This is a genomic window from Paenibacillus sp. J31R122 (assembly GCF_056269185.1).
Genome location: NZ_JBWDNM010000009.1, coordinates 63,763 through 85,061, shown reverse-complemented (window position 1 = coordinate 85,061; position 21,299 = coordinate 63,763). Strand labels below are relative to the sequence as shown.

General features: G+C 44.3%; 13 protein-coding genes. All 13 read left to right on the top strand.

What is annotated here, in order from left to right:
- The first annotated feature begins 168 nt into the window (after positions 1–168).
- The 13 genes from AC0YN7_RS16140 (at position 169) to AC0YN7_RS16080 (ending at position 21,277) form a co-directional block, all read left to right on the top strand.
- Positions 169–1,497, top strand: a complete 1,329-nt coding sequence (locus AC0YN7_RS16140) for an extracellular solute-binding protein (RefSeq protein ID WP_475811045.1) — start codon at positions 169–171, stop codon at positions 1,495–1,497.
- 22 nt (positions 1,498–1,519) lie between these two features.
- A complete protein-coding gene (locus tag AC0YN7_RS16135) occupies positions 1,520–2,254 on the top strand; it encodes an HAD hydrolase-like protein (RefSeq protein ID WP_475811044.1) in 735 nt (244 codons plus the stop codon).
- Positions 2,254–3,183 (top strand): sugar phosphate isomerase/epimerase family protein, encoded by a 930-nt coding sequence (locus AC0YN7_RS16130; protein WP_475811043.1) that lies wholly within the window; start codon positions 2,254–2,256, stop codon positions 3,181–3,183. The genes AC0YN7_RS16135 and AC0YN7_RS16130 overlap by 1 nt, the downstream gene beginning before the upstream one ends.
- Before the next feature lie 29 nt (positions 3,184–3,212).
- Entirely contained in the window at positions 3,213–4,154 is a 942-nt protein-coding gene (locus AC0YN7_RS16125; RefSeq protein WP_475811042.1) for an NAD(P)-dependent oxidoreductase, read from the top strand.
- Between the two features lie 253 nt (positions 4,155–4,407).
- A complete protein-coding gene (locus tag AC0YN7_RS16120) occupies positions 4,408–6,219 on the top strand; it encodes a sensor histidine kinase (protein ID WP_475811041.1) in 1,812 nt (603 codons plus the stop codon).
- A 3-nt stretch (positions 6,220–6,222) separates the two neighbouring features.
- The gene (locus AC0YN7_RS16115; RefSeq protein WP_475811040.1) at positions 6,223–7,749 is read left to right on the top strand and encodes a response regulator; all 1,527 of its coding nucleotides are present in this window, start codon (positions 6,223–6,225) and stop codon (positions 7,747–7,749) included.
- A 159-nt stretch (positions 7,750–7,908) separates the two neighbouring features.
- Positions 7,909–9,402 (top strand): ABC transporter substrate-binding protein, encoded by a 1,494-nt coding sequence (locus AC0YN7_RS16110; RefSeq protein WP_475811039.1) that lies wholly within the window; start codon positions 7,909–7,911, stop codon positions 9,400–9,402.
- Between the two features lie 120 nt (positions 9,403–9,522).
- A complete protein-coding gene (locus tag AC0YN7_RS16105) occupies positions 9,523–10,413 on the top strand; it encodes an ABC transporter permease (protein WP_475811211.1) in 891 nt (296 codons plus the stop codon).
- Positions 10,414–10,436: 23 nt separating this feature from the next.
- Positions 10,437–11,354, top strand: a complete 918-nt coding sequence (locus AC0YN7_RS16100; protein WP_475811038.1) for a carbohydrate ABC transporter permease — start codon at positions 10,437–10,439, stop codon at positions 11,352–11,354.
- A gap of 26 nt (positions 11,355–11,380) precedes the next feature.
- Entirely contained in the window at positions 11,381–13,684 is a 2,304-nt protein-coding gene (locus AC0YN7_RS16095) for a glycoside hydrolase family 3 N-terminal domain-containing protein (protein ID WP_475811037.1), read from the top strand.
- 2 nt (positions 13,685–13,686) lie between these two features.
- Positions 13,687–16,818: an alpha-mannosidase gene (locus tag AC0YN7_RS16090; protein ID WP_475811036.1), complete on the top strand. Its 3,132-nt coding sequence runs from the start codon at positions 13,687–13,689 to the stop codon at positions 16,816–16,818.
- 14 nt (positions 16,819–16,832) lie between these two features.
- Positions 16,833–18,152 carry a glycoside hydrolase family 125 protein gene (locus AC0YN7_RS16085; RefSeq protein ID WP_475811035.1) on the top strand — a complete coding sequence of 440 codons (1,320 nt, stop codon included), beginning with the start codon at positions 16,833–16,835 and terminating at the stop codon, positions 18,150–18,152.
- Positions 18,149–21,277 (top strand): beta-galactosidase, encoded by a 3,129-nt coding sequence (locus AC0YN7_RS16080; protein WP_475811034.1) that lies wholly within the window; start codon positions 18,149–18,151, stop codon positions 21,275–21,277. The genes AC0YN7_RS16085 and AC0YN7_RS16080 overlap by 4 nt, the downstream gene beginning before the upstream one ends.
- The last annotated feature ends 22 nt before the right edge of the window (positions 21,278–21,299 follow it).

The window sequence follows — 21,299 nt, the reverse complement described above, 5'->3', positions numbered from 1 at the left end:
TTCCAGAGATCAAGCGTAAACGGCTGTCGCCGTCCTCAGGCGGTAATAGTTCGTTTCGCGGTGAAATATAGGCATTGGTATAAGTGCGAAACTTATACTTTCCTATATTTTAAGAAATATTTATTCGTCATGAGACCCACACAACATCTTTCTGGGAGGAAGTATACAGTGAATAATCGGAAAAGAAACGTCAAAAGCGCAATTTTGTCCCTGATGTGTTTTGCAATCATTTTGACGGGGGTAATTGGCTGCTCGAATAACGCTTCACCGGTAAAAGAAACGAATACAGCATCCAAAACCTCAGAGAAAACCAAACTGGAGTTCTACTATGGCCTTGGCGGCAAGCTTGGGGAAACGATGAGCAAAATCATTACAGATTTTAACAGCAGCAATGAAAAATATGAAATTGTGCCGATCGTCCAAGGGAGCTACAGTGAAACTTTGCAGGCACTGCAAGCTTCACTTGCGGCAGGTGCGCCGCCCGCTTTAGCTATTAATGGCTACCCTGAATTTATGAAGCTGGCCAATAACAATGTATTGCTTCCATTGGACGATCAAATTAATAAGCCGGAGTATAACAAGGATGATATTCTTCTGCTGGAGCAGGGCAAATATAAAGAGGCAACCTTAGGTGTCCCGGCTTTTGTTTCGACGCAAATGATGTATTACAGAAGTGATATTTTCAAGAAATACAATATTGATTACGATGCTTTGGAGAGCTTCGAGCAATTTGCTGAAGCAGCGAAGCTGATTAAAGAAAAGGAAGGCATTTACGGTTGGTCCGTTATGTGGTACGCGGAGCATATGATCGATTACGCGCGTTCAGCCGGCGGTGATATCGTCAGCGAAGATGGCAAGACGATTACGATTGACTCGGAAGAATGGATTTATGCTTGGGATCTTATTCGGAAATTGATTCATGAGGATAAATCGATGGAAACCATCTATGGCGGAAATGGCTGGGAATGGTGGTACAAAACGATTGACAATGTCATGAATGGAAAATCTGCAGGATACACGGGCTCTTCAGGTGATGGCGGAGATTTGGACTTCACCAAAGTAGCAACAGGGATTCAAAAGGGTTTTAACGGAAGCAAGCCGAGACCTGTAGCTGTTTCTGTCATGTTTAATCTGTTTAAAGATTCCCCGATCGAGCAGCAGCAGGGTGCTTGGGAGTTTGTGAAGTTCTTCTCGGAAGCTGATCATACGGCGTATTGGGCTGTTGAAACAGGTTATATTCCGATTCGGAACAGTGCTGTGGATACAGAAATCTACCAGAATAAATTAAAAGAAAATCCTTATCTATCGGTACCGTTGGAACAAGCGAAAACGAATGGAATTGCACCTTATGTAGACCCGACAGGCGGCAAAATTTACGCTGAAATCGAGCTGGCTAAAGATAAAGTTCTTATTCAAAATATGCCTGCGGCAGAAGCGCTGAAAGAAGCGAAGGCAAAAGCGCAAGAAGAGCTTGATAAAGTTCTGAATAAAAAATAATAACAAATAGGAGAGATAAATTATGTATAACAATATTGAATTAGCTATTTTTGATCTGGCAGGAACACTTGTAGAGGATAATAACGGAGTTAGAGACTGTCTTTACAAAGCAGCTATCGAATTTGGATTGAACGTGACAAGAGATGAAATTAGTACTCATATGGGAACAAACAAAATTCATTTATACCAATTTTTGATTGCAAGAACAAAAGGAAACATAATTGACTTCAAAAATTTCGAGGTTGATATCGATGCTTCGACTCATGATGAAGCGATCCAAATCTATCATAAGTATACGGAATATATGATTGCCTACTACAAAGAAAATTGCCGGGAAATCGAAGGCGCTACGGAAACGTTGAAATGGTGCAAGGAGAAGGGCATCAAAGTAGCGACAGGAACAGGCTTTCATAAGGAGATCAATAATGTCATTATGGAGTCGCTTGGCTGGGTGAAGGATGGGTTGATTGATTATGCGGTAGATCTGGATATGGTTCCAGAGGGCAAAGGCCGCCCTGCGCCGTTCATGGTTTTCAAAGCGATGGAATATTTGAACGTACAAAATGTTAGACATGTTATTAAAATCGGCGATACGCCTGCTGACATGCTCGAAGGTTACAATGCGGGCTGCAGGGCGATCATTGGCGTGACCCAGGGATCGACTCCAATTGAAGTATGGGGCAAATATTATCATACGCATGTAATCCATACTGTGAAGGAGCTTCCTGAGCTTATCATGTCAGGGAAAGTTGTCTAATGGATCAACTGGAGAAAACGGCCAGTATCGGTATTGTGCTGCCTAAGTTATTTCCATTTCCGCAAAACAAGCCTGAACAAATGATTTCAAGTCTCATCACCATATTGGAAGACCCTTTCTTTACGGCTGTTGAAGTTTCTTATATTGCCGATAAGGGAGCAAGGGAGCTTGCCAAGTCCTATATGCAGTACAGCGGTGTAGAAATTCTGTTTAACGGCGGAGATGCCTTTAGACAATTAAACATTAATTTAAGCTCTCTTGATCCGGATATTAGAAGCCATTCTATTCAACAATGTCATATGCTGATTGACCATTGTTATGAGATGGATGCAAAGGTGATGCATATTGTAACCGGAAAATTTGAAGGAGAAGAGAACAAACAACAAAACATCAACGCGTTTATTGATTCAACCATGCAGCTATGCAAGTATGCGAAGGAGAAAGCTGATACGTATGAGCTTTGTATCTCTCTGGAGATCGGGGATCGGTATGTTGACCGCCACTACTTGCTTGGACCTACCCATGAAGCGGTAAAAGCAGCCCGGATTATCCAAGGCGAATACAACAACTTTGGTCTTCTGCTCGATCAAAGCCATCTACCGATCATGGGAGAAGATCCGAACAAATCTTTATGGCTTGCCAAAGATTATTTGACGCATATCCATATCGGAAATAGTTATATCAAAGACAGGCAAGCCAATTATTTCGGCGATAAGCATATCCCGTTTGGAGTCAAGGATTCTGAAGTAGGCGTTGCTGAGCTTACAAGCTTCCTAACAACGTTGAATGATATTAATTTTTTTAAAAGTCCAAAACCAACAAGAAGGCCAGTGATTACATTTGAGGTAGGGCGTCTGGATAATGAACCGGTAGGGCTGGTTCTTGCCAATATAAAACGCACTTTCTATGAAGCATGGGCCAATGCATAATAAACGGGTAAGCAGGAGGTTTGGGTATAATGAATGTTTTAATAACAGGTTACTTTAACGACTATTCTAAACAAAGAGTCATTCAATCGTTCCCGGAGAGCTGGACGATTCAGATCATTGAGCCTCAGCACATCGATGCGTTCATTGTCGATGCGGATGTATTGATCCCAGAGCATATCGAAGTAAACGAGGCCCTATTGAATAAAGCGCATAAGCTAAAATTTGTTCAGACAGGCGCAGGTTATGACAATGTGGATATTGAAGCCTGCACCACAAGGAATATCTGGGTAAGCAACGCGGCTGGCGTCAATGCTAATGCGGTAGCCGAACATATTATGGCGTTCATTCTGAGCTACTATAAGAACATCCCGTTTCTGGATCGATCTCTGAAGAATGGGGAAGATGAAACGAAGCTGGAGTACGTTGGCGGCGAGCTGCTAGGGAAGACGATCGGAACAATAGGCTTTGGTGCGATTGGAACCCGAGTTGCTGAACTGGCCAAAGCGTTTAAGATGAATGTGCTGGCGTATGACACGAACAAAAATATTCAGAGTGATGACGTTGAGTTAGTTGATTTGGACACGCTAATTAAAAATTCCGATGTTATTGCAATCAATATTTTTCTGAACGAGTCTACAAGAAATCTAGTAGATAAAACCTTTTTATCTAAAATGAAACCGAATGCGCTGCTTGTGAATACGGCGAGAGGACCTCTTGTATGTGAAGCGGATTTAATCGAAGCCTTAAAGAATAACGTTATCGGCGGAGCTTGTCTGGACGTATTCACGGTAGAGCCTTTAAGCGTGGACAGTGAGCTGCGACAATTGAAAAATGTTATACTAACTCCTCATACAGCAGGTATGCCGGATGGTACGAAGTTTCATGAAACAAGGTATCGTTTCTTTGTTGAAAATATATTAAAAATACAAAATAATGAAACACCGCAAAGCAACTTGAATGACATCAAATAAAGCATAATAAAACAAGCTGACATCAGTCTAGACTGATGTCAGCTTGTTTTATTATGGGTTAAATTTGGCCTTAATATCTTGTGCTCATCGCGCTTAATTGGATAGACGCATGCGGCATTAGAAGATAAACTCATCAGTATGAAGAAAAAGGCTGCAAGCTCACGGTTGTCCGAAAATGTGGGAGCTGTTCAGATCATTCAGTTTAGCATCCTGAAAAGTCATGGTATAATGGAGCCGGTAGAGGAGGGATACTATGATATATGATAAATTTTACGTAAAGTATATAAAAAATAATTTGTTTATGAAGATTATTTTACTATTTTCTGCTATCACTATTGTTACGATTATTACATTTTCCTATCTGATGTACCTGTCTATGTCAGAAGCGGCTCTCCAGAGACAGCTAGATATTCAGAGGCGGGCAATCGATAGTGTAAGCACTTATATAGGCAATAAATATGATTCTGTGCAAACGATGATGATGAATATATACAGGGATGAAGAATTGTCGTTTAATATGGCTTATTTGATGGAGAATCCTTATCCCGATTATGTCAAATATAGATTGAATAAATATTACAGCGAAAATAGTTCTTCCGCCGATGCGGTTCAATATTTCAAAAACCAGCAGGAGGATGATCAAGATATACGCAGTTTAATGCTATACAGTGCGGATCAGCAGCAACTTTATACCTACAATCATTACAAGCAGTTTAAAATTACATCAGCCAATGCAGCAAGGTCTTTTATTCCCGATGCGATGTATTTGGAGAATGACTCGCATGTATCTATTCCTAATGTATGGTTAATGAAAGCGCTGCAAATTCCGGATTCGCGGCTTTTCTCCGTACAGGTGCCCATTAACAATAAGCAGTCACTCCGGAATATAGGACAGCTGCTCGTGTTTTTCGATACTGATAAAATTCGTGGAAGCCTTTCCAATTATGAAGATAGCATTATGGGCTCGATCGTTGTGCTTTCCGCAGACGGTAATGTCATATTTGATTCTACGAATAGATACTATGGCGAGAAGTATCCTTATCTCGATCAGGTCAATTCGCTCTACAATGGAGAGAAAAATGATCATGATATGATCTTTAACAAGCAAACTCACAGCCAAGGAGGGTTCACGGTTCTTAGCGCGGTTACGAAAAGTGAATTGAACGCCTCGTACAAGGGTTTGAGAACGACCATTCTGACAATCAGTTTAATTTGTATTGCATTTGCCATATTAATACCAACACTATTCATCAGTAATTTTGCCAAGAGGACACAAAAAATTATCCGTTTTACTCGCAAAGTAAGACAGGGCGACTTAACGGTTCGTATTGAGGATGTTAAAGAAGATGAGCTTGGTCAAATTTCTCAAAGCTTTAACGAAATGCTGGAAGAGCTTAATCAGTATATTGGACGGGTATATAAGGCGGAAATTAAGCAAAAGCATACTGAGCTAGCTGCTTTGGAAGCTAGAGTTAATCCCCATTTCCTATACAATACGTTAGAGGTTATTCGAATGAGAGCCGTCTCGCAGGGCGCTAGCGACGTTGGAGAGATGATATATAGCTTGTCCGTACTGTTCAAAAGCTATGTGAAAAATAAAGCAAATTATACGATGCAGGATGAGTTGGAAGCCTGTCGATTATATTTGGAGCTGTTTCGGATCAGGTATAAAGATAGAGTTTCTTACACAGTGAATTGCGAACAGGCTCTAAGAGGCAGGGAAATAGTGAAGATGTCGCTGCAGCCTATTATAGAGAATTATATTCTACATGGGCTTCGTACAAATAGTTCAGACAATCTTATTGTAATTGAAGTAACGCTAGATGGGACCGATATTGTTGTGGCTGTAACCGATAACGGTAAGGGCATAAGTTCCGAGAGGATCATTGAGATTAAACAAGGGCTCGAGAATTCCGACATCAGTTCAGAATCTTTTGGACTCCGAAGCATACATGAGCGGCTCCGGTTGCTTTACGGGGACCGATACGGCATTGCGCTTCAGAGCGAGCTAGGGAAAGGGACAACGGTTACGGTTAGATTTCCGGATTTAGGGGAGGTTAAATAAGTTATGTATAAAGTGTTTATTGCTGATGATGAGCCCTTTATTATTGAAGGGCTTTACGATATTGTGGATTGGGCGGCAATGGGAATGGAGATTGTCGGAAATGCCGAGAATGGACAAGATGCGCTGGATCTGATCAAAGTGACTCCGGTTGATATTTTGATAACAGATATTTCTATGCCGATTATGGACGGGCTTACCCTCATTCGCAAAGCTAGGGAAATATTTCATACAGATCTTAAAGTCATTGTTCTAAGTGGATTCAATGAGTTTGATTATTTGAAGGAAGCGATGAAGCTTGGTATCGAAAATTACTTGCTCAAACCGATTAATCTCGAGGAGCTTAAGTCTACGCTAACGAACACGCTAGGCAAGTTGAGTGTTTCGAAAGCAAGATCCACCTTTAATGAACAAAACAAGCAGATTTTAAAAGATAACGTGATGTATAGGTGGATGACGCACCAAATTGATGTTGAGTCATTTAATGAACGTGCCACATTTCTAGGTATTCAGTTGGATACACCATATGTAGCGATTGCCATTCTGCGTCAGGAGCATGAGACTATAGCAGTGTTTGAATTCGTTTCAAGGCAACAGGTCTATAACCAGTCTATGGTATCATTCCGTGATATAGACGGCGATATCGTCATTGTATTTAAAATCAAAGATCAAAGCAGCGGCCTGCATGAAGCAGAAGCTGTCTTACACAGCTATAAGCATATGCTCTCTAATTATGAATCGCTTCGTTTTTCACTTGGCAGCGTTGAGAATGTGCATGAGGCCTTCACAAGCTACGAAAACGCCAGAAAAGCACAGGAGTATTTCATGATCCTTCAGGACCAGACCATGATCGTTTATAGTGATTTGCCAAGTGGAGTAGGTCAGAAGCAGCAGGGATTTCCGTTAGATTGGCCTGAATACACAAAGATGATTATGATTAAGGATAAGGACTCATTATTGAGTAGAATTGACGAGGATTTTGCAAACTTACAGAAACAGGATGGAATTACGCCGAGTGATATTAAAGATATTGGACTGGAAACGATCATTCGTTTTAAAATGTTGCTCAAGGAAATCCGGTACGACGAGGAGCCTGAGTTTTACAAAGGAACGCTTAGCAGAATGCGAAGCATGGATAAGATCGATGACTGGATTACGACGATTAAAATGGCTGCGGAGATCACAGTTGATTCTTTAATTCAAGATGTAAAGAGTCCTGTTGTTCAACAAGTGCTTAATCACATACATGGTGCTTACAACGAGGATTTGTCTCTTAAGATGTTGGGCAGCCTATATAACATCCATCCTGTTTATTTAGGGCAATTGTTTCAAAAGGAATTGAATGAATCCTTTACCGAATACATGAATAAGTACCGAGTTGAGCAAGCTAAGATTCAATTACAAAACACCGCGCTTAAGGTCCATGAAATTTCCAAAAACGTAGGGTATTGGGAAACGGGATATTTTAATAAGCAGTTTAAAAAGCATGTAGGGATATCCCCTACAGAATACAAAGGACTGCTTAAGCGATAATCGCGAGGCAGTTTTCTTTATTTTGAACATGATTTATTTAGTTTATGTCCTATTTGTAAATGCTTTCATGAATTAAAGTAAAGATAGTCCTTGTAAGGGTTATCAAAACAACAATTTAGTAAGTACAGGGACCACAATCATCGGGGAGGCTACACAGAAATGAGTAGAAAAAGAAAAAGCTTTTCTCTTGTGTTGACAACGCTACTGGCTCTTACACTTGTTGTCAGCGCATGCGGCGGAGGCAAAACAAACAACGTTACGGACGGCGCGGCAAATGGTGGGAAGACTTCAGAAAAAACGACTGAATTGATCTGGTACACAATTGGAGTGCCTCAAAAGGATTTGAGTCGTGTTACAGAAGAAATAAACAAGTATACAAAGGAAAAGATCAACGCAACGGTTGATATTAAAATGATTGACTTCGGTGACTATTCACAGAAGATGCAAGTAATGGCTGCTTCTGGCGATCCGATGGATATCGTCTTTACAAGCTCATGGGCGTTCGACTATGTGCAAAACGCACGTAAAGGAGCATTCATGCAAATTGATGATTTGCTTAAGAACCAAGGTAAAGGAATCGTAGAAACACTTGATCCTGCGTTCCTTGAAGGCTCCAAGGTTGACGGACACAATTACGGTGTGCCTGCTAATAAAGAACTTCCTGCTCAAGAGGTATGGCGTTTCAATGATGAGCTTGTGAAGAAGCATAACTTGGATATTTCCAGCGTGAAATCGATGGAAAGTCTTGAGCCGCTTCTTAAAACAATCAAGGAAAACGAACCAGGAATTGTACCATTAGCGATCACGAAGGATTTCACTCCGCTCATGCCGTTTGACTACGTTATCGAAAAACTGCCAATGGCGGTTTACTTGGATACTAAGGACTATAAAGTTGTTAATATTTTTGAAACGCCAGAATTGAAGTCGGCTCTTGACACTATGCATAAATACTATAAAGCCGGCTATATTTCGCCAGAGGCTGCAACAACGACTTCGGCAGAGGATCTTTACAAATCCGGTAAATGGTTTACAGATCGTGCAGCTACCCAGCCTCTTGCAGAGAATTCATGGTCCGCAAGTTATGGCTACCCTGTAACGTCAACTCCGGCTGGCGATGCAATCACATTTAACTGGTCAGTAATGGGTTCAATGCAAGCGATTTCCGCTAACTCTGATCATCCAGAAAAAGCGATGGAATTCCTTAATCTCTTGAACACAGATCCAGTGCTTCGCAACATGGTGGACTCCGGTATTGAGGGTGTACATTATGAGAAAGTCAGCGAAAATGTTATGAAAAACTTGCCGGAATCAAAAAACTACGATATGCCAACATTCTCTCTTGGTAATATGTTGATTACTTACTTGAACGAAAATGATCCAGCAAACAAGTGGGACTTGTTTAAAGAGTTTAATGCTTCTGCTAAAAATTCACCGCTGCTAGGCTTCAACTTTGATGCTACTAAAGTATCCAAAGAAATTGCAGCTATACAAAACGTTAGGGCTGAGTACTGGCCTTCTCTTATGACGGGAACGGTTGATCCAGCAACATATTTGCCAAGAGCAAACGAGAAATTTAAGGCAGCTGGACTAGATGCAGTCATGGCTGAAGTACAAGCACAGCTTGATGCGTGGAGAGCAGCAAATAATAAATAATTGTAGTCGTGTAGATCGGGCAGGTTAAATGCCTTGCCCGATCTTTTTGATTTTTTCAAAGGAGGGATAATCGTGAAAAAGTTCGGCGATTTTTTCAAAGACGTCGTTAAAAATAAAGTAATGCTCTTTATGGTTTTACCAGGTGCGCTGTGGTTCCTCTTGTTTTCGTATCTCCCTATGGTTGGTACGGTTATCGCTTTTAAGGAATACCGTTTCAGTAAAGATGGCTTCTGGGCAAGTATTGTGAATAGTGAATGGGTCGGGCTCGATAATTTTAAGTTTTTGTTCAGTACAGATGATGCCTACATTATTACACGAAATACAATTCTTTATAATATTGCTTTTATAATACTCGGGCTGGTGCTTTCGGTCATAATGGCTGTGGTGCTGTCTGAGATTGCGAATAAGAAGCTGGCCAAGTTTTATCAAACAGGTATGTTCCTTCCTTACTTCTTATCCTGGGTTATTGTCGGCTATTTCGCATTTAGTTTTCTGAGCTCAGAGCGCGGCCTGCTAAACCAGATTTTTGAATATTTTGGTTGGGATGCGATTCAATGGTACTCTGATCCTACATTTTGGCCGTATATATTGATACTCGTTTATTTATGGAAAGCGGTCGGCTATAGCAGTGTGGTATATTTGGCTTCGATCATGGGGATCGATAAATCACTCTATGAAGCGGCTATGATTGACGGCGCTAATAAATGGCAGCAGATTCGCAGCATTACGCTTCCGATGCTAAGTCCGATTATTACCATTATGACGTTGCTTGCTATCGGTAAAATTTTCTATGCGGACTTTGGCTTGTTCTATCAAGTGCCTAGAGATTCGGGAACGTTGTATTCAGTAACGAACGTTATCGATACTTATGTATACCGCGGTCTTAAAACAACCGGCGAAATTGGCATGAGTACGGCAGCGGGACTTTATCAATCGGTTGTCGGTTTTGCCCTTGTTATGTTCTCTAATTACATCGTGCGCAAATTCAACAAGGATAACGCCTTGTTCTAAATTGCTGAAGGGAGTGAAGAATAGTGTCTCAAAGAATAAAGAAAGCACGCGATTTCCATCAGCTGTCTAGGACATGGAATGTCTTGTTCAACTTATTTGCTGGAATTTTCGCTTTTTTATGTATTTTCCCTTTTTTGTTTGTGGTTATTATTTCATTTACCGATGAAGGCGCTCTAGCGAGAGACGGATATAGATTGATCCCGTCCGAATGGAGTTTGGAAGCCTATAAATATGTTTTTCAGACCGGGGATACACTGCTTCGCGCTTATGGCGTCACTATATTTGTAACGGTAGTTGGTACGATTATAAGCCTGCTGATGATAGCGTTTTATGCTTATGCCGTTTCTAGAAAGAGCTTTAAGTACCGTAATTTCTTCTCCTTTCTCGCTTTTTTCACCATGCTGTTCAATGGCGGTCTTGTTCCGACCTATATCGTCGCGACACAGCTTCTCCACCTTAAGGATACAATCTGGGCCTTGATTTTGCCGCTGGCGGTCAACGCTTTTTATATTATGATATTGCGTACCTTCTATAGCACAAGTGTTCCGGACGCTATTATTGAATCCGGTAAAATTGATGGAGCAGGAGAGTTTGGGACATTTATTCGTTTAGTGCTTCCACTTTCATTGCCGGGTCTCGCGACGATCGGCTTGTTTAGTACGCTTGGCTATTGGAATGACTGGTTTAATGCCCTGCTCTATATTGAAGACCCTAATCTGGTACCGTTGCAGTCTATGCTCATGCGGATCGAAACCAATCTGCAATTCATTTTGCAAAATTCACAGAACAGCTCGCTTGGTATAGATGCTCTAAGAAATATGCCGCAGGATACTTCGCGTATGGCGATGGTCGTTCTGGCTACAGGACCAATCATATTCGCATACCCGTTCTTCCAGCGTTACTTCATTCAGGGCCTTACTATAGGGGCTGTTAAAGAATAAATGCATCGTAGAGGAGTGTAGAACGAATGATCTATAAAGAAAGCGGTAAGCCGGTTAAAGAAAGAGTAGAGCATCTGCTCGGGCTTATGACTTTGGAAGAAAAGGTTGGCCAATTGCTTCAGCCGTTCGGTTGGCAGGCCTATGACTATATAGATGGAAAAGTGACAATTTCAGATTCGTTCAAGAAACAGATTGAAAACGGGAGTGTTGGTTCTCTATACGGAGTGTTGCGCGCGGATCCATGGACGGGGGTTACGCTGGAGTCGGGACTCTCTCCGAGAGAAGGTGCTGAGGCGGTTAATGAAATTCAGCGCTATGCTATGCAGCATTCCAGATTGGGTATTCCGATTTTAATCGGAGAGGAATGCTCGCATGGACATATGGCGATCGGGGCAACCGTCTTCCCGGTACCACTATCGCTCGGGAGCACTTGGAATGTGGATTTGTATCGCGAGATGTGCAGCGCTGTAGCAAGGGAGACGCGAAGCCAAGGCGGCGCCGTCACCTATTCGCCAGTGCTTGATGTCGTTCGTGACCCGCGCTGGGGGCGAACCGAGGAGTGCTTCGGCGAAGACCCTTATCTGATTAGCGAATATGCCGTAGCTTCTGTGGAAGGACTTCAAGGTACTTCGCTGGATAATGAGGATAGCGTTGTCGCTACATTGAAGCATTTTGTCGGATACGGCAGCTCGGAGGGCGGTAGAAATGCCGGCCCTGTGCATATGGGGATGCGTGAATTGCTTGAAGTTGATCTGCTTCCTTTCAAGAAAGCAGTTGAGGCCGGGGCACAGTCGATTATGCCCGCATATAACGAAATTGATGGTATTCCTTGCACAACGAACAAGCAATTGCTTCACGATCTACTCCGTACGGAGTGGGGTTTTGACGGCATGATTATAACGGATTGCGGTGCGATTGATATGCTCGCGTCTGGCCATGATGTAGCGGAAGATGGCTTGGATGCAGCTGTTCAGGCCATTTCATCGGGTATTGATATGGAAATGTCCGGCGAAATGTTCGGAAAATATTTGTCCCAGGCCGTCTTGGAAGGGAAGTTGAGCGTTTCAGTCGTTGACGCAGCAGTGTCGCGCGTGCTGGAGCTTAAGTTCAAGCTTGGTTTGTTCGAGCGACCTTTTGCTGATTCACAAAAAGCCGAGCAGTTAATCGGAAGCGAAGAGCATACTGCTCTTGCTCGTAAGATTGCCGCAGAAGGAATGGTATTGCTGAAAAACGACCAAGGACTGCTGCCATTATCGAAAACATCCTCTGGCAAAATAGCGGTAATCGGACCGAATGCGGATGTTGGCTATAATCAGCTTGGCGACTATACTTCACCGCAGCCTAAATCCAAAGTGGTAACCGTGCTGGATGGTATTCGCAATAAATTTATGGACGAGCCTGATCTCGTGCAATATGTGCCAGGATGCCGGATTAAAGGTGATTCGAAAGAAGGCTTTGAAGCTGCTTTGGCATGCGCCGAGCAAGCGGATACAGTCATAATGGTCGTCGGCGGCTCGAGCGCTCGTGACTTCGGAGAAGGCAGTATCGATTTGAAAACAGGTGCCTCCAAAGTAACGGAGCACTCCTGGAGCGATATGGATTGCGGAGAAGGGATTGACCGCATGACGCTCAGTCTGTCCGGCGTACAGCTTGAATTGATTCAAGAAATACACAAGCTGGGCAAGCCTGTTGTCATTGTATATATCAATGGCAGACCGATTTCTGAGCCATGGGTTGATGAGCATGCGCATGCTATTTTAGAAGCTTGGTATCCGGGGCAGGAGGGCGGAAACGCGGTTGCGGACATTTTGTTCGGCGATGAAAATCCGTCTGGTCGGCTGACGATATCGATTCCGAAGCATGTCGGTCAGCTTCCGGTCTATTACTACGGCAAGCGCTCACGCGGGAAACGTTACCTCGAGGAGGATTCCCAGCCGCGTTATCCGTTCGGATACGGCTTGAGCTACACGGAATTCACCTATTCCGAACTGAAGGTTACTCCCGATCATTTGACCCCGGGAGAAGAAGCAGTCGTGTCGGTGGAAGTGAAAAATATCGGTGACCGTAAAGGTGCCGAGGTTGTTCAGCTATATGTTTCAGATGTAGCAAGTGTAGTTACAAGGCCGGCCAAAGAGCTGAAGGGATTCCGTAAGATAGAGCTTATGGCTGGAGAGAGCCGTACCGTGGAATTTAAGGTTGGTTCAGAACAGCTTCAATATATAGGAAAAGATTTAAAGCCGGTTGTTGAGCCAGGCTTGTTCCGCATCCTAGTAGGCAAGCATGTGAACGACACGCTTAGCGCGGAGCTTGTAGTGCGGGAGGATAAATAGTGATGGAACGTATTAGACGTTTTATAAGAGAGCTGTCCGAGCGACAATGGCTGCAGCACCAAGAGCTAGACGATTGGGAAATTATCCGCTCCACGTATATGGTTCCAGGAAAGTACGAGCAATTTGCCGAATTTACTGAAGGAAAAGATTTAGATCACTTTCCTAGCAAGCAGGGGACGACATACTTTTTTAGAAAAAGCATAGATCTGCCCTCTTCTTGGACCGATGGGCACTTCGGCCTTTCGTTTCAATCCGGAGGGGAAGGACTGCTTCATGTAAATGGAGCCTCTGTTCAAGGATTAGATCGCAATCATACATTCGTTACACTTGATTCAGTCAGATCAAACTGGCCTTTGGAGCTGGAAATCGAACTGTACGACCCGATTCCGGAACCGGTGGATCCACTTAACCAGCAAGCGGTTATTCAACCGCCTATCACCTCCGTTCGAAGCTTGCTAGTGCAGGTGAATCGTGCTGTGCAAAGCTTGATGTACACGGTAACGATTATTCGGGACAGCATGCTGCTGCTGCCGGATCAGGATTTTCGCCGAACTAGGCTTATGGCGGTATTGTATGAAGCAATGGATAGCTTTGTTCAGTTGGACAAGGATGCGGTTGACGAAGGTAGCGCTCTAAAGGGAATTGAAGAACAATTAGTTCAAAAGGCTGGCGAGATTGGCGGTAATGCCGAAGGAACGATTCATATGGTCGGCCAGTCGCATATTGACATCGCTTGGCTGTGGCCGGCGCGCGAGACGGTTCGGAAAACAAGCCGGACGTTCTCAACAGTAGATGCGCTCATGGACGAATACCCGAATTATAAGTTTGCTCAAAGCCAGCCTCTACTATTTGAATATCTCAAAAATAACGATCCGGAGCTGTATGGGAGAGTAAAAGAGAGAATCAAGGAAGGGCGCTGGGAATTGGTAGGCGGTATGTGGGTAGAACCGGATCTAAATATACCAAGCGGCGAATCGTTGATGCGTCAAATGCTGTACGGACAACGCTTTTACCAAGAAGAATTCGGCAAAACCTCGGAAATCGAGTGGCTGCCGGATACGTTTGGGTATTGTGCGTCGCTTCCACAAATTTTGAAGCATGGCGGAATTCAATATTTTATGACAACGAAGCTTGGCTGGAATGATACGAATGTGTTCCCTTATGATCTATTTCATTGGGTTGGCATTGACGGTACGCCGATGCTCTCCTACCTCAATCATGGTGTGAACGAGAATACGCTGCCCAAAGATGTACATGATCACTGGCAATCCTATCGCGAGAAAGAGAAGCATAACGAACAGATGCTGCTTTACGGACATGGCGATGGCGGCGGCGGAGTTACCCGTGAAATGCTTGAATATATTGACCGCGCTCATTTAATGGTTGGTCAGCCGGAAAGTAAATATAGCACGGCGGCTGAGTTTTTTGGCAATATCGAGAAGGAACAGCCTGCGCTTCCTAAGTGGCGCGGTGATTTGTATTTGGAGCTTCATCGCGGAACCTATACGACGCATGCGCGCAATAAGCTGAAGAATCGCAAAGCCGAAATATTATACCGGGAAGCGGAATTGTGGAATGCGCTTGCCGCCGAGGTTATGAACGCGGATCAGATGGCGGATACGAACAAGAAGCTCCATGAAGGCTGGAAGCTTATTTTGCTCAACCAATTTCACGATATTATCCCGGGTTCGGCAATAACGGAAGCATATGAAACATCTGAGAAGGAATACACGGAAATATTCGATAAAGGCGGCTCCAGCTTAAAGCAAGGCATTGAAGCTCTAGCCGCTACAATTTCAACAGAAGGCGAAGGCAAGCCTTATATTGTATTTAATAGTCTCGGATGGAATCGAGATGTTGTCTTGCAGGTAGAACTAGAGGCAGAGCAACATCAGGTGGAGGCACGCGATACGGATGGCAAGCTGCTTGTTCTAGACATAATAAACGATGTGGCTGACGGCACAAAGCAAGCGGTGATTAAGGTTTCAGAAGTTCCGGCATTGGGATACAAGACGATATGGCTGAAGCAGGCGGTTTCCACTGATAAGCGCTCCGATGCTCCAACATCCTCGGTACCGTTTGAGGATTTGTGGGAAACCGAGCATTATCGTATTCGTTTTAATCCAAACGGTGAAATGGTAAGCTTGTTTGATAAAGTGGCATGCCGTGAAGTGCTGCAAGAGGGCGAGCGGGGCAATCATTTTCAATTTTTCCATGATCGTCCCACGTTATGGGATGCATGGGACATCGACGACCGCTACGAGGAGCAGCCTGCAGGAGATGCTGTATTGTTAGAGAAAAAAGTGCTGCTCGCTGGCAAGGTCAAGGATGTGCTTCAATTCCGCTGGAAGCTGAATAAATCGGAGATCAGTCAGGATATTATTTTTTATCATGAGGATCGTCGAATTGATTTTGAGACATCCGTGTCTTGGAATGAAGCGCATAAATTGCTCAAGGTTGCATTTCCGATCAACGTCATTACAGACAAGGCGACCTATGAGATTCCATTCGGCGCTTTAGAGCGTCCAACACATCGCAATACGAGCTGGGAGCAAGCGCAATATGAGGTTTGCGGACACCGTTTTGCGGATGTATCGGAACGAGGGTACGGCGTTAGTCTGTTGAACGACAGCAAATATGGTTATGATGTTCTGGGCAGTACAATCCGTTTGTCGCTGCTTCGAGCACCCAAATGGCCGGATGTTACGGCCGACCTGGGTGATCATACATTTACTTATTCTTTATATCCTCACGAGGGTGATTGGCAAAGTGCGCATACTTTACGGAAAGCAGCGGAATTAAACCATCTACCTATTTATAAGGCAGTTACAGCAAAACCAGGTAAACGACCAGCAGCAGCATCACTGATCCATTTCTCTGGAGAGCATGTCATTTTGGATACGGTCAAACCTTCGGAAGACGGACGTGGTACGATCATTCGTCTTTACGAATCGTCAGGCGGCCGCGAACAAGTGAGTATCGGCTGGCCTCAGCCCGTATCAGAAATCTTCCTATCGAACGCAATGGAAGCAGAGCTTGAGAATGTGGACTCGGGAGCCGCAGAAGGCCGCATCGAGCTGCGATTTGCCCCATTTGAGATTAAAACCATTAAACTAAATCATTTAACCAAATAGAGGAGTGAAACGCCTTGGAACAATTCAGACTTCCCAAAATACCAATGCCTAAGCTCGATATGCCTAAGGCCATTCAGGAGATCATAGAGGAAGCAGAGCAGAAGCTGGCGCATCGGCCGAAGCTTCTTCAACTCTTCAAAAATTGCTTTCCTAACACATTGGAAACGACGACGAAGCTGATGGATGACGGTACTACCTTTATCATAACAGGTGATATCCCGGCTCTATGGCTTCGTGATTCCGTTGAGCAAGTTATTCAATATGTGCCTTTGGCGAAAAATGATAAGGACCTACAAAGAATCATAAGCGGTCTGATCAAACGGCATATTATGTATATTGGAATTGATCCTTATGCGAATGCTTTCAATGAAACGGCAAATGATTGGCATTGGAATACAACGGATGAGACGGAGATGTCCCCATGGGTATGGGAACGCAAATTCGAAATCGATTCCCTATGCTTTGTCATGAGACTCGCGTATCAGTATTGGAAAGAAACAGAGCTAACGGATATTTTTGATGCGGGCTTCAAAGAAGCGATGCGCACAATTCTGGAACTATTCAAGACGGAACAGCGTCATTTCGAGCAATCGCCTTACCGTTTCACAAGAGATAACGGTATCCCGGAAGATTCACTGCGCAATAGCGGACTCGGAATGCCTGTCAATTATACAGGTATGGTTTGGTCGGGCTTCCGTTCAAGCGATGATGCTTGTGATTTCCATTACAATATTCCAGGTAACATGTTCGCAGTAGTTACACTACGCCAAATGCAGGAATTTGCAGAGTGGGTATTCCGTGACATGGATTTCCTGAAAGAGCTTAAAGATTTAGAAGCGGATATCGATCATGGTATTCAATTGTACGGCATTTATCGTCATCCGGAATTTGGACCGATCTATGCTTATGAGACAGATGGTTTCGGCAATCATTGCTTGATGGATGATGCGGGTACACCTGGACTAATCTCCATCCCTTATCTTGGCTATGTATCGGCGGATGATGAGATTTATCAAAATACGAGAAGATTTGCGCTTAGTAAACATAATCCTTTCTATTATGAAGGAAAAGCAGCGAAGGGCATTGGCAGTCCGCATACGCCTCCAGGCTATATCTGGCATATGGCTCTATCCATGCAGGGAATTACAGCAACGACAGCCGAGGAAAAGCTCGAAATGATCGCTCTGCTGGAAGCAACTGACGCGGATACTGGCTTCATGCATGAAGGCTTCCACTCCGATGATCCGGCAGTATTCACAAGAAGTTGGTTCGCGTGGTCGAACAGCTTATTCTCTCAGCTCGTATACCGGGCTATGAAGGATGGTTTGCTATGAGCCAAATGATTATTTTTATTGATCCTGGGTTTCCGGTAAGCGGTGCTTTGAATGCTCAAGCGGCATCGGACGCATTGTCGAAGATTGGTACTGTTGTTGGAGCGGCTGAGCTAGCCGCTTCTTTGCAGCATGCCGAAGGCGGCAGCTTTATTAATATGCATGCTCCATACTTTCCAAAGTCGGCTTGGCCGGCTATACTGGATTATTTGAAGAGGGGCGGCGGTTTGCTCAGTATTGGCGGAGCGCCGTTTAAACACCCTGTTCGCCAGGAAGGCGGAGAGTGGATTGTAGAAGCGGAGCAAACGGCTTATCACCAGGAGCTTCATATACATGAAGCGTTGCGGGTGGATGGAGCGCGTGTTGCTGGGTATCAGGCTGCGCAAAACATTCCGTTATTTGCTGGAAAAGAGACACTGCTAGACGTTTCGGATACATGGAATTTGGTACCGCATGTAACGAAAAGCAGTGACCTTCCGCATCAAATGGGATCATCAGGACCGATGGACACTCGTGTATATCCGCTGCTTAAGGGAGTTACAACCGAGGGCCGGGAAGTCTCTGCTCCGGTCGTTCTATGGGAGCATATCGGCGGTCCTTTTGGGGGCGGTCGTTGGTTGTTTGTAGGCCAATCATTGCCAACCGATTTCTGGAGTCGCGGCGGTGCCAGCTCAATTGCTGAGTGGGCAGGCTTTAGCGGAAAAGGAATGACCGACCTGTGGATCAAGCCTAACTACGCTTCCTATGAAGCAGGAGAGCGCGTGCAGTTGACGCTGCAAACCCAGCTTTTGAGCCGTTCAACGAATAGCGCTTCTTCGGATAAATGGTCATTTGCTCTTTCCGTTGAACGTGATGGCGAATCATCACCTGTTTGGACGAAAGAATTTCAAGAAGATGTAACAAGAGAACTGAACTTTGTTCGTATTTCGCTTCCAATAGACATCCAAAACGGATTATATAGAATCATATGTAGAGCTGAAGGACCTGACGGAGAAATCCGTGTGCTGAAGCAAGGCTTCTGGGGCTTTGATGCTGAGCTGTTGAAGCAAGGAACGCCGATAAGCGCTGGACGTGATTATTTTATCAAAGATGGAGCTTCTCTTCCGGTTGTTGGCATGACGTATATGACATCCGATGTGGCGCGTAAGTTTTTATTCCTACCTAATGCAGACGTATGGGATCGCGATATGGCGCAAATGAAAAAAGCGGGTATCAACTGGATTCGTACTGGTATTTGGACGGCTTACCGCAACATTATGCAAGTCGACGGCCATGCATCAGAGGAAGTGCTGCGGGCGATTGATGCGTTTGTGCTTACAGCGAAGCGCCATGATTTGCAGCTTACATTTACTTTCTTCTCCTTCACCCCTGAGACTTGGGAAGGTGTAAACCCTTACCTCGATCCACGCAGTGTTGAAGCGCAGAAGCGGTTCATTCGTTCTATCGTATCACGTCATAAGAATACGAAGAATATTGATTGGGATTTGATTAACGAGCCTTCGATGTTCGATCCCGTTCAGATTTTCTCCGATGGACCAAGATCATGCAACGATCCTTACGAGCTGGCTATGTTCTCGCAGTGGTTAGAGGAGCGTCATGGATCCATTGAGAAGCTGCAGGAGCACTGGAATATGTCTGCTATGCAGGTGCCTGACTTCGCCTCAGCCAAGCCGCCGAAAGCTGAAGAGATCAACTTTAATATTCAGGACATCCACTCCGGGAAGAAAGGTACCCGTTGGCTGGATTATGTACTATTTTCCATGGATATGCACAATGTTTGGGCCAAACAGCTCTATGCAACCATTAAAGAGCAATGTCCAGACCATATGGTTACAGTCGGGCAGGATGAAGGGCTAGGCGCCCAAAGACCGTCACCGTTCTTCTATGAAGAAGCGGTTGATTATACGACTGTTCACTCTTGGTGGTTTAACGACTATTTGCTATGGGATGGCATCTTCGCTAAAACAGCGAACAAACCGAATCTCATTCAGGAAACGGGTATTATGTACGTTGAGACGCCTGACGGTAGAGCAAAGCGTTCGGAGTTCGAGCTTCGCAATCTATTAGAGCGTAAATACGCATATGCCTTTTCAACTGGTGGAGCTGGAGCTGTTCAGTGGATTTGGAATACGAACTTCTACATGGACAATGCCAATGAATCACAAATTGGCGCGCTGCGCGCGGATGGAACGGAGAAGCCGGAGGCTGACGTATCCTATGATTTTGGAAGCTTTATGCGTGAGATCGGAAGCGTCTTTAGTGACCGCAAGCTGGAAGAAGTGGCTGTTGTTTTCCCGTATTCCAATGATTTTTCAAATAGAAAGCTAGCCTTTGATGCGACAACTAAGCTGACTCGGGCATTAGCTTATGAGATGAATGTACCGTTCAGAGCAGTTTCAGAGTACCATCTAACAGACCTTGAAGCGCAGCCAGCGAAGCTTATCATACTGCCGAGCGCTCATAATGTAGATGACAAAGCGATGAAGCAGCTTCTGGATATTGTAGAACATACGGGTGCTACATTGCTTGCAACGGGTGCGCTTAATCTGGATGCTTACTGGCATGTGACAGATCGTCTTCATCCTATCCTTGGCAAGACTGAGCTTCGTAATGTTCAAAGGGAAGAAATGCTTGTCCTTGCTGGCGAAGCGCTATCCGTCTCTTATGGACACCGTCGAATCGCTGAGCTTGTGAAAGAAGTAAATGTCGCTACGACGGAGCAAGCTAGTAATGCAGCTAAAGGTTCGAGTGTTGTTGATGTACCTTTTGGAAAAGGCCGTATCATTTGGAGTCCACTTCCGATTGAATTAAATGAACGAATTTTGCCGTTGGTGAAATTGTACAGCTATGCAGTTGATGCGACAGATGTGAAAAGCGGTATAGAGTGGCTTTCGGGCGGCGAACTTTCCGGCGTTTATGGACGTAAGCTTAGCTACAAGGATGGGTTCCTATATATCTTTGTATCTGAATTTGCTTGGGATGCTGATATTGCCGTGAAAGATACGGATACAGAAGTATCGTACAGCTTCCGCTTGGAACAAGAGCGCACAGTTATGTTTGCTGCAGATCGTAAAGGAAATATTCTGTCCGTATACCGTCCGCATGAGGTTACGATTGAACAAGCGTAAACGACTGTCGCCGTCCTGGTGG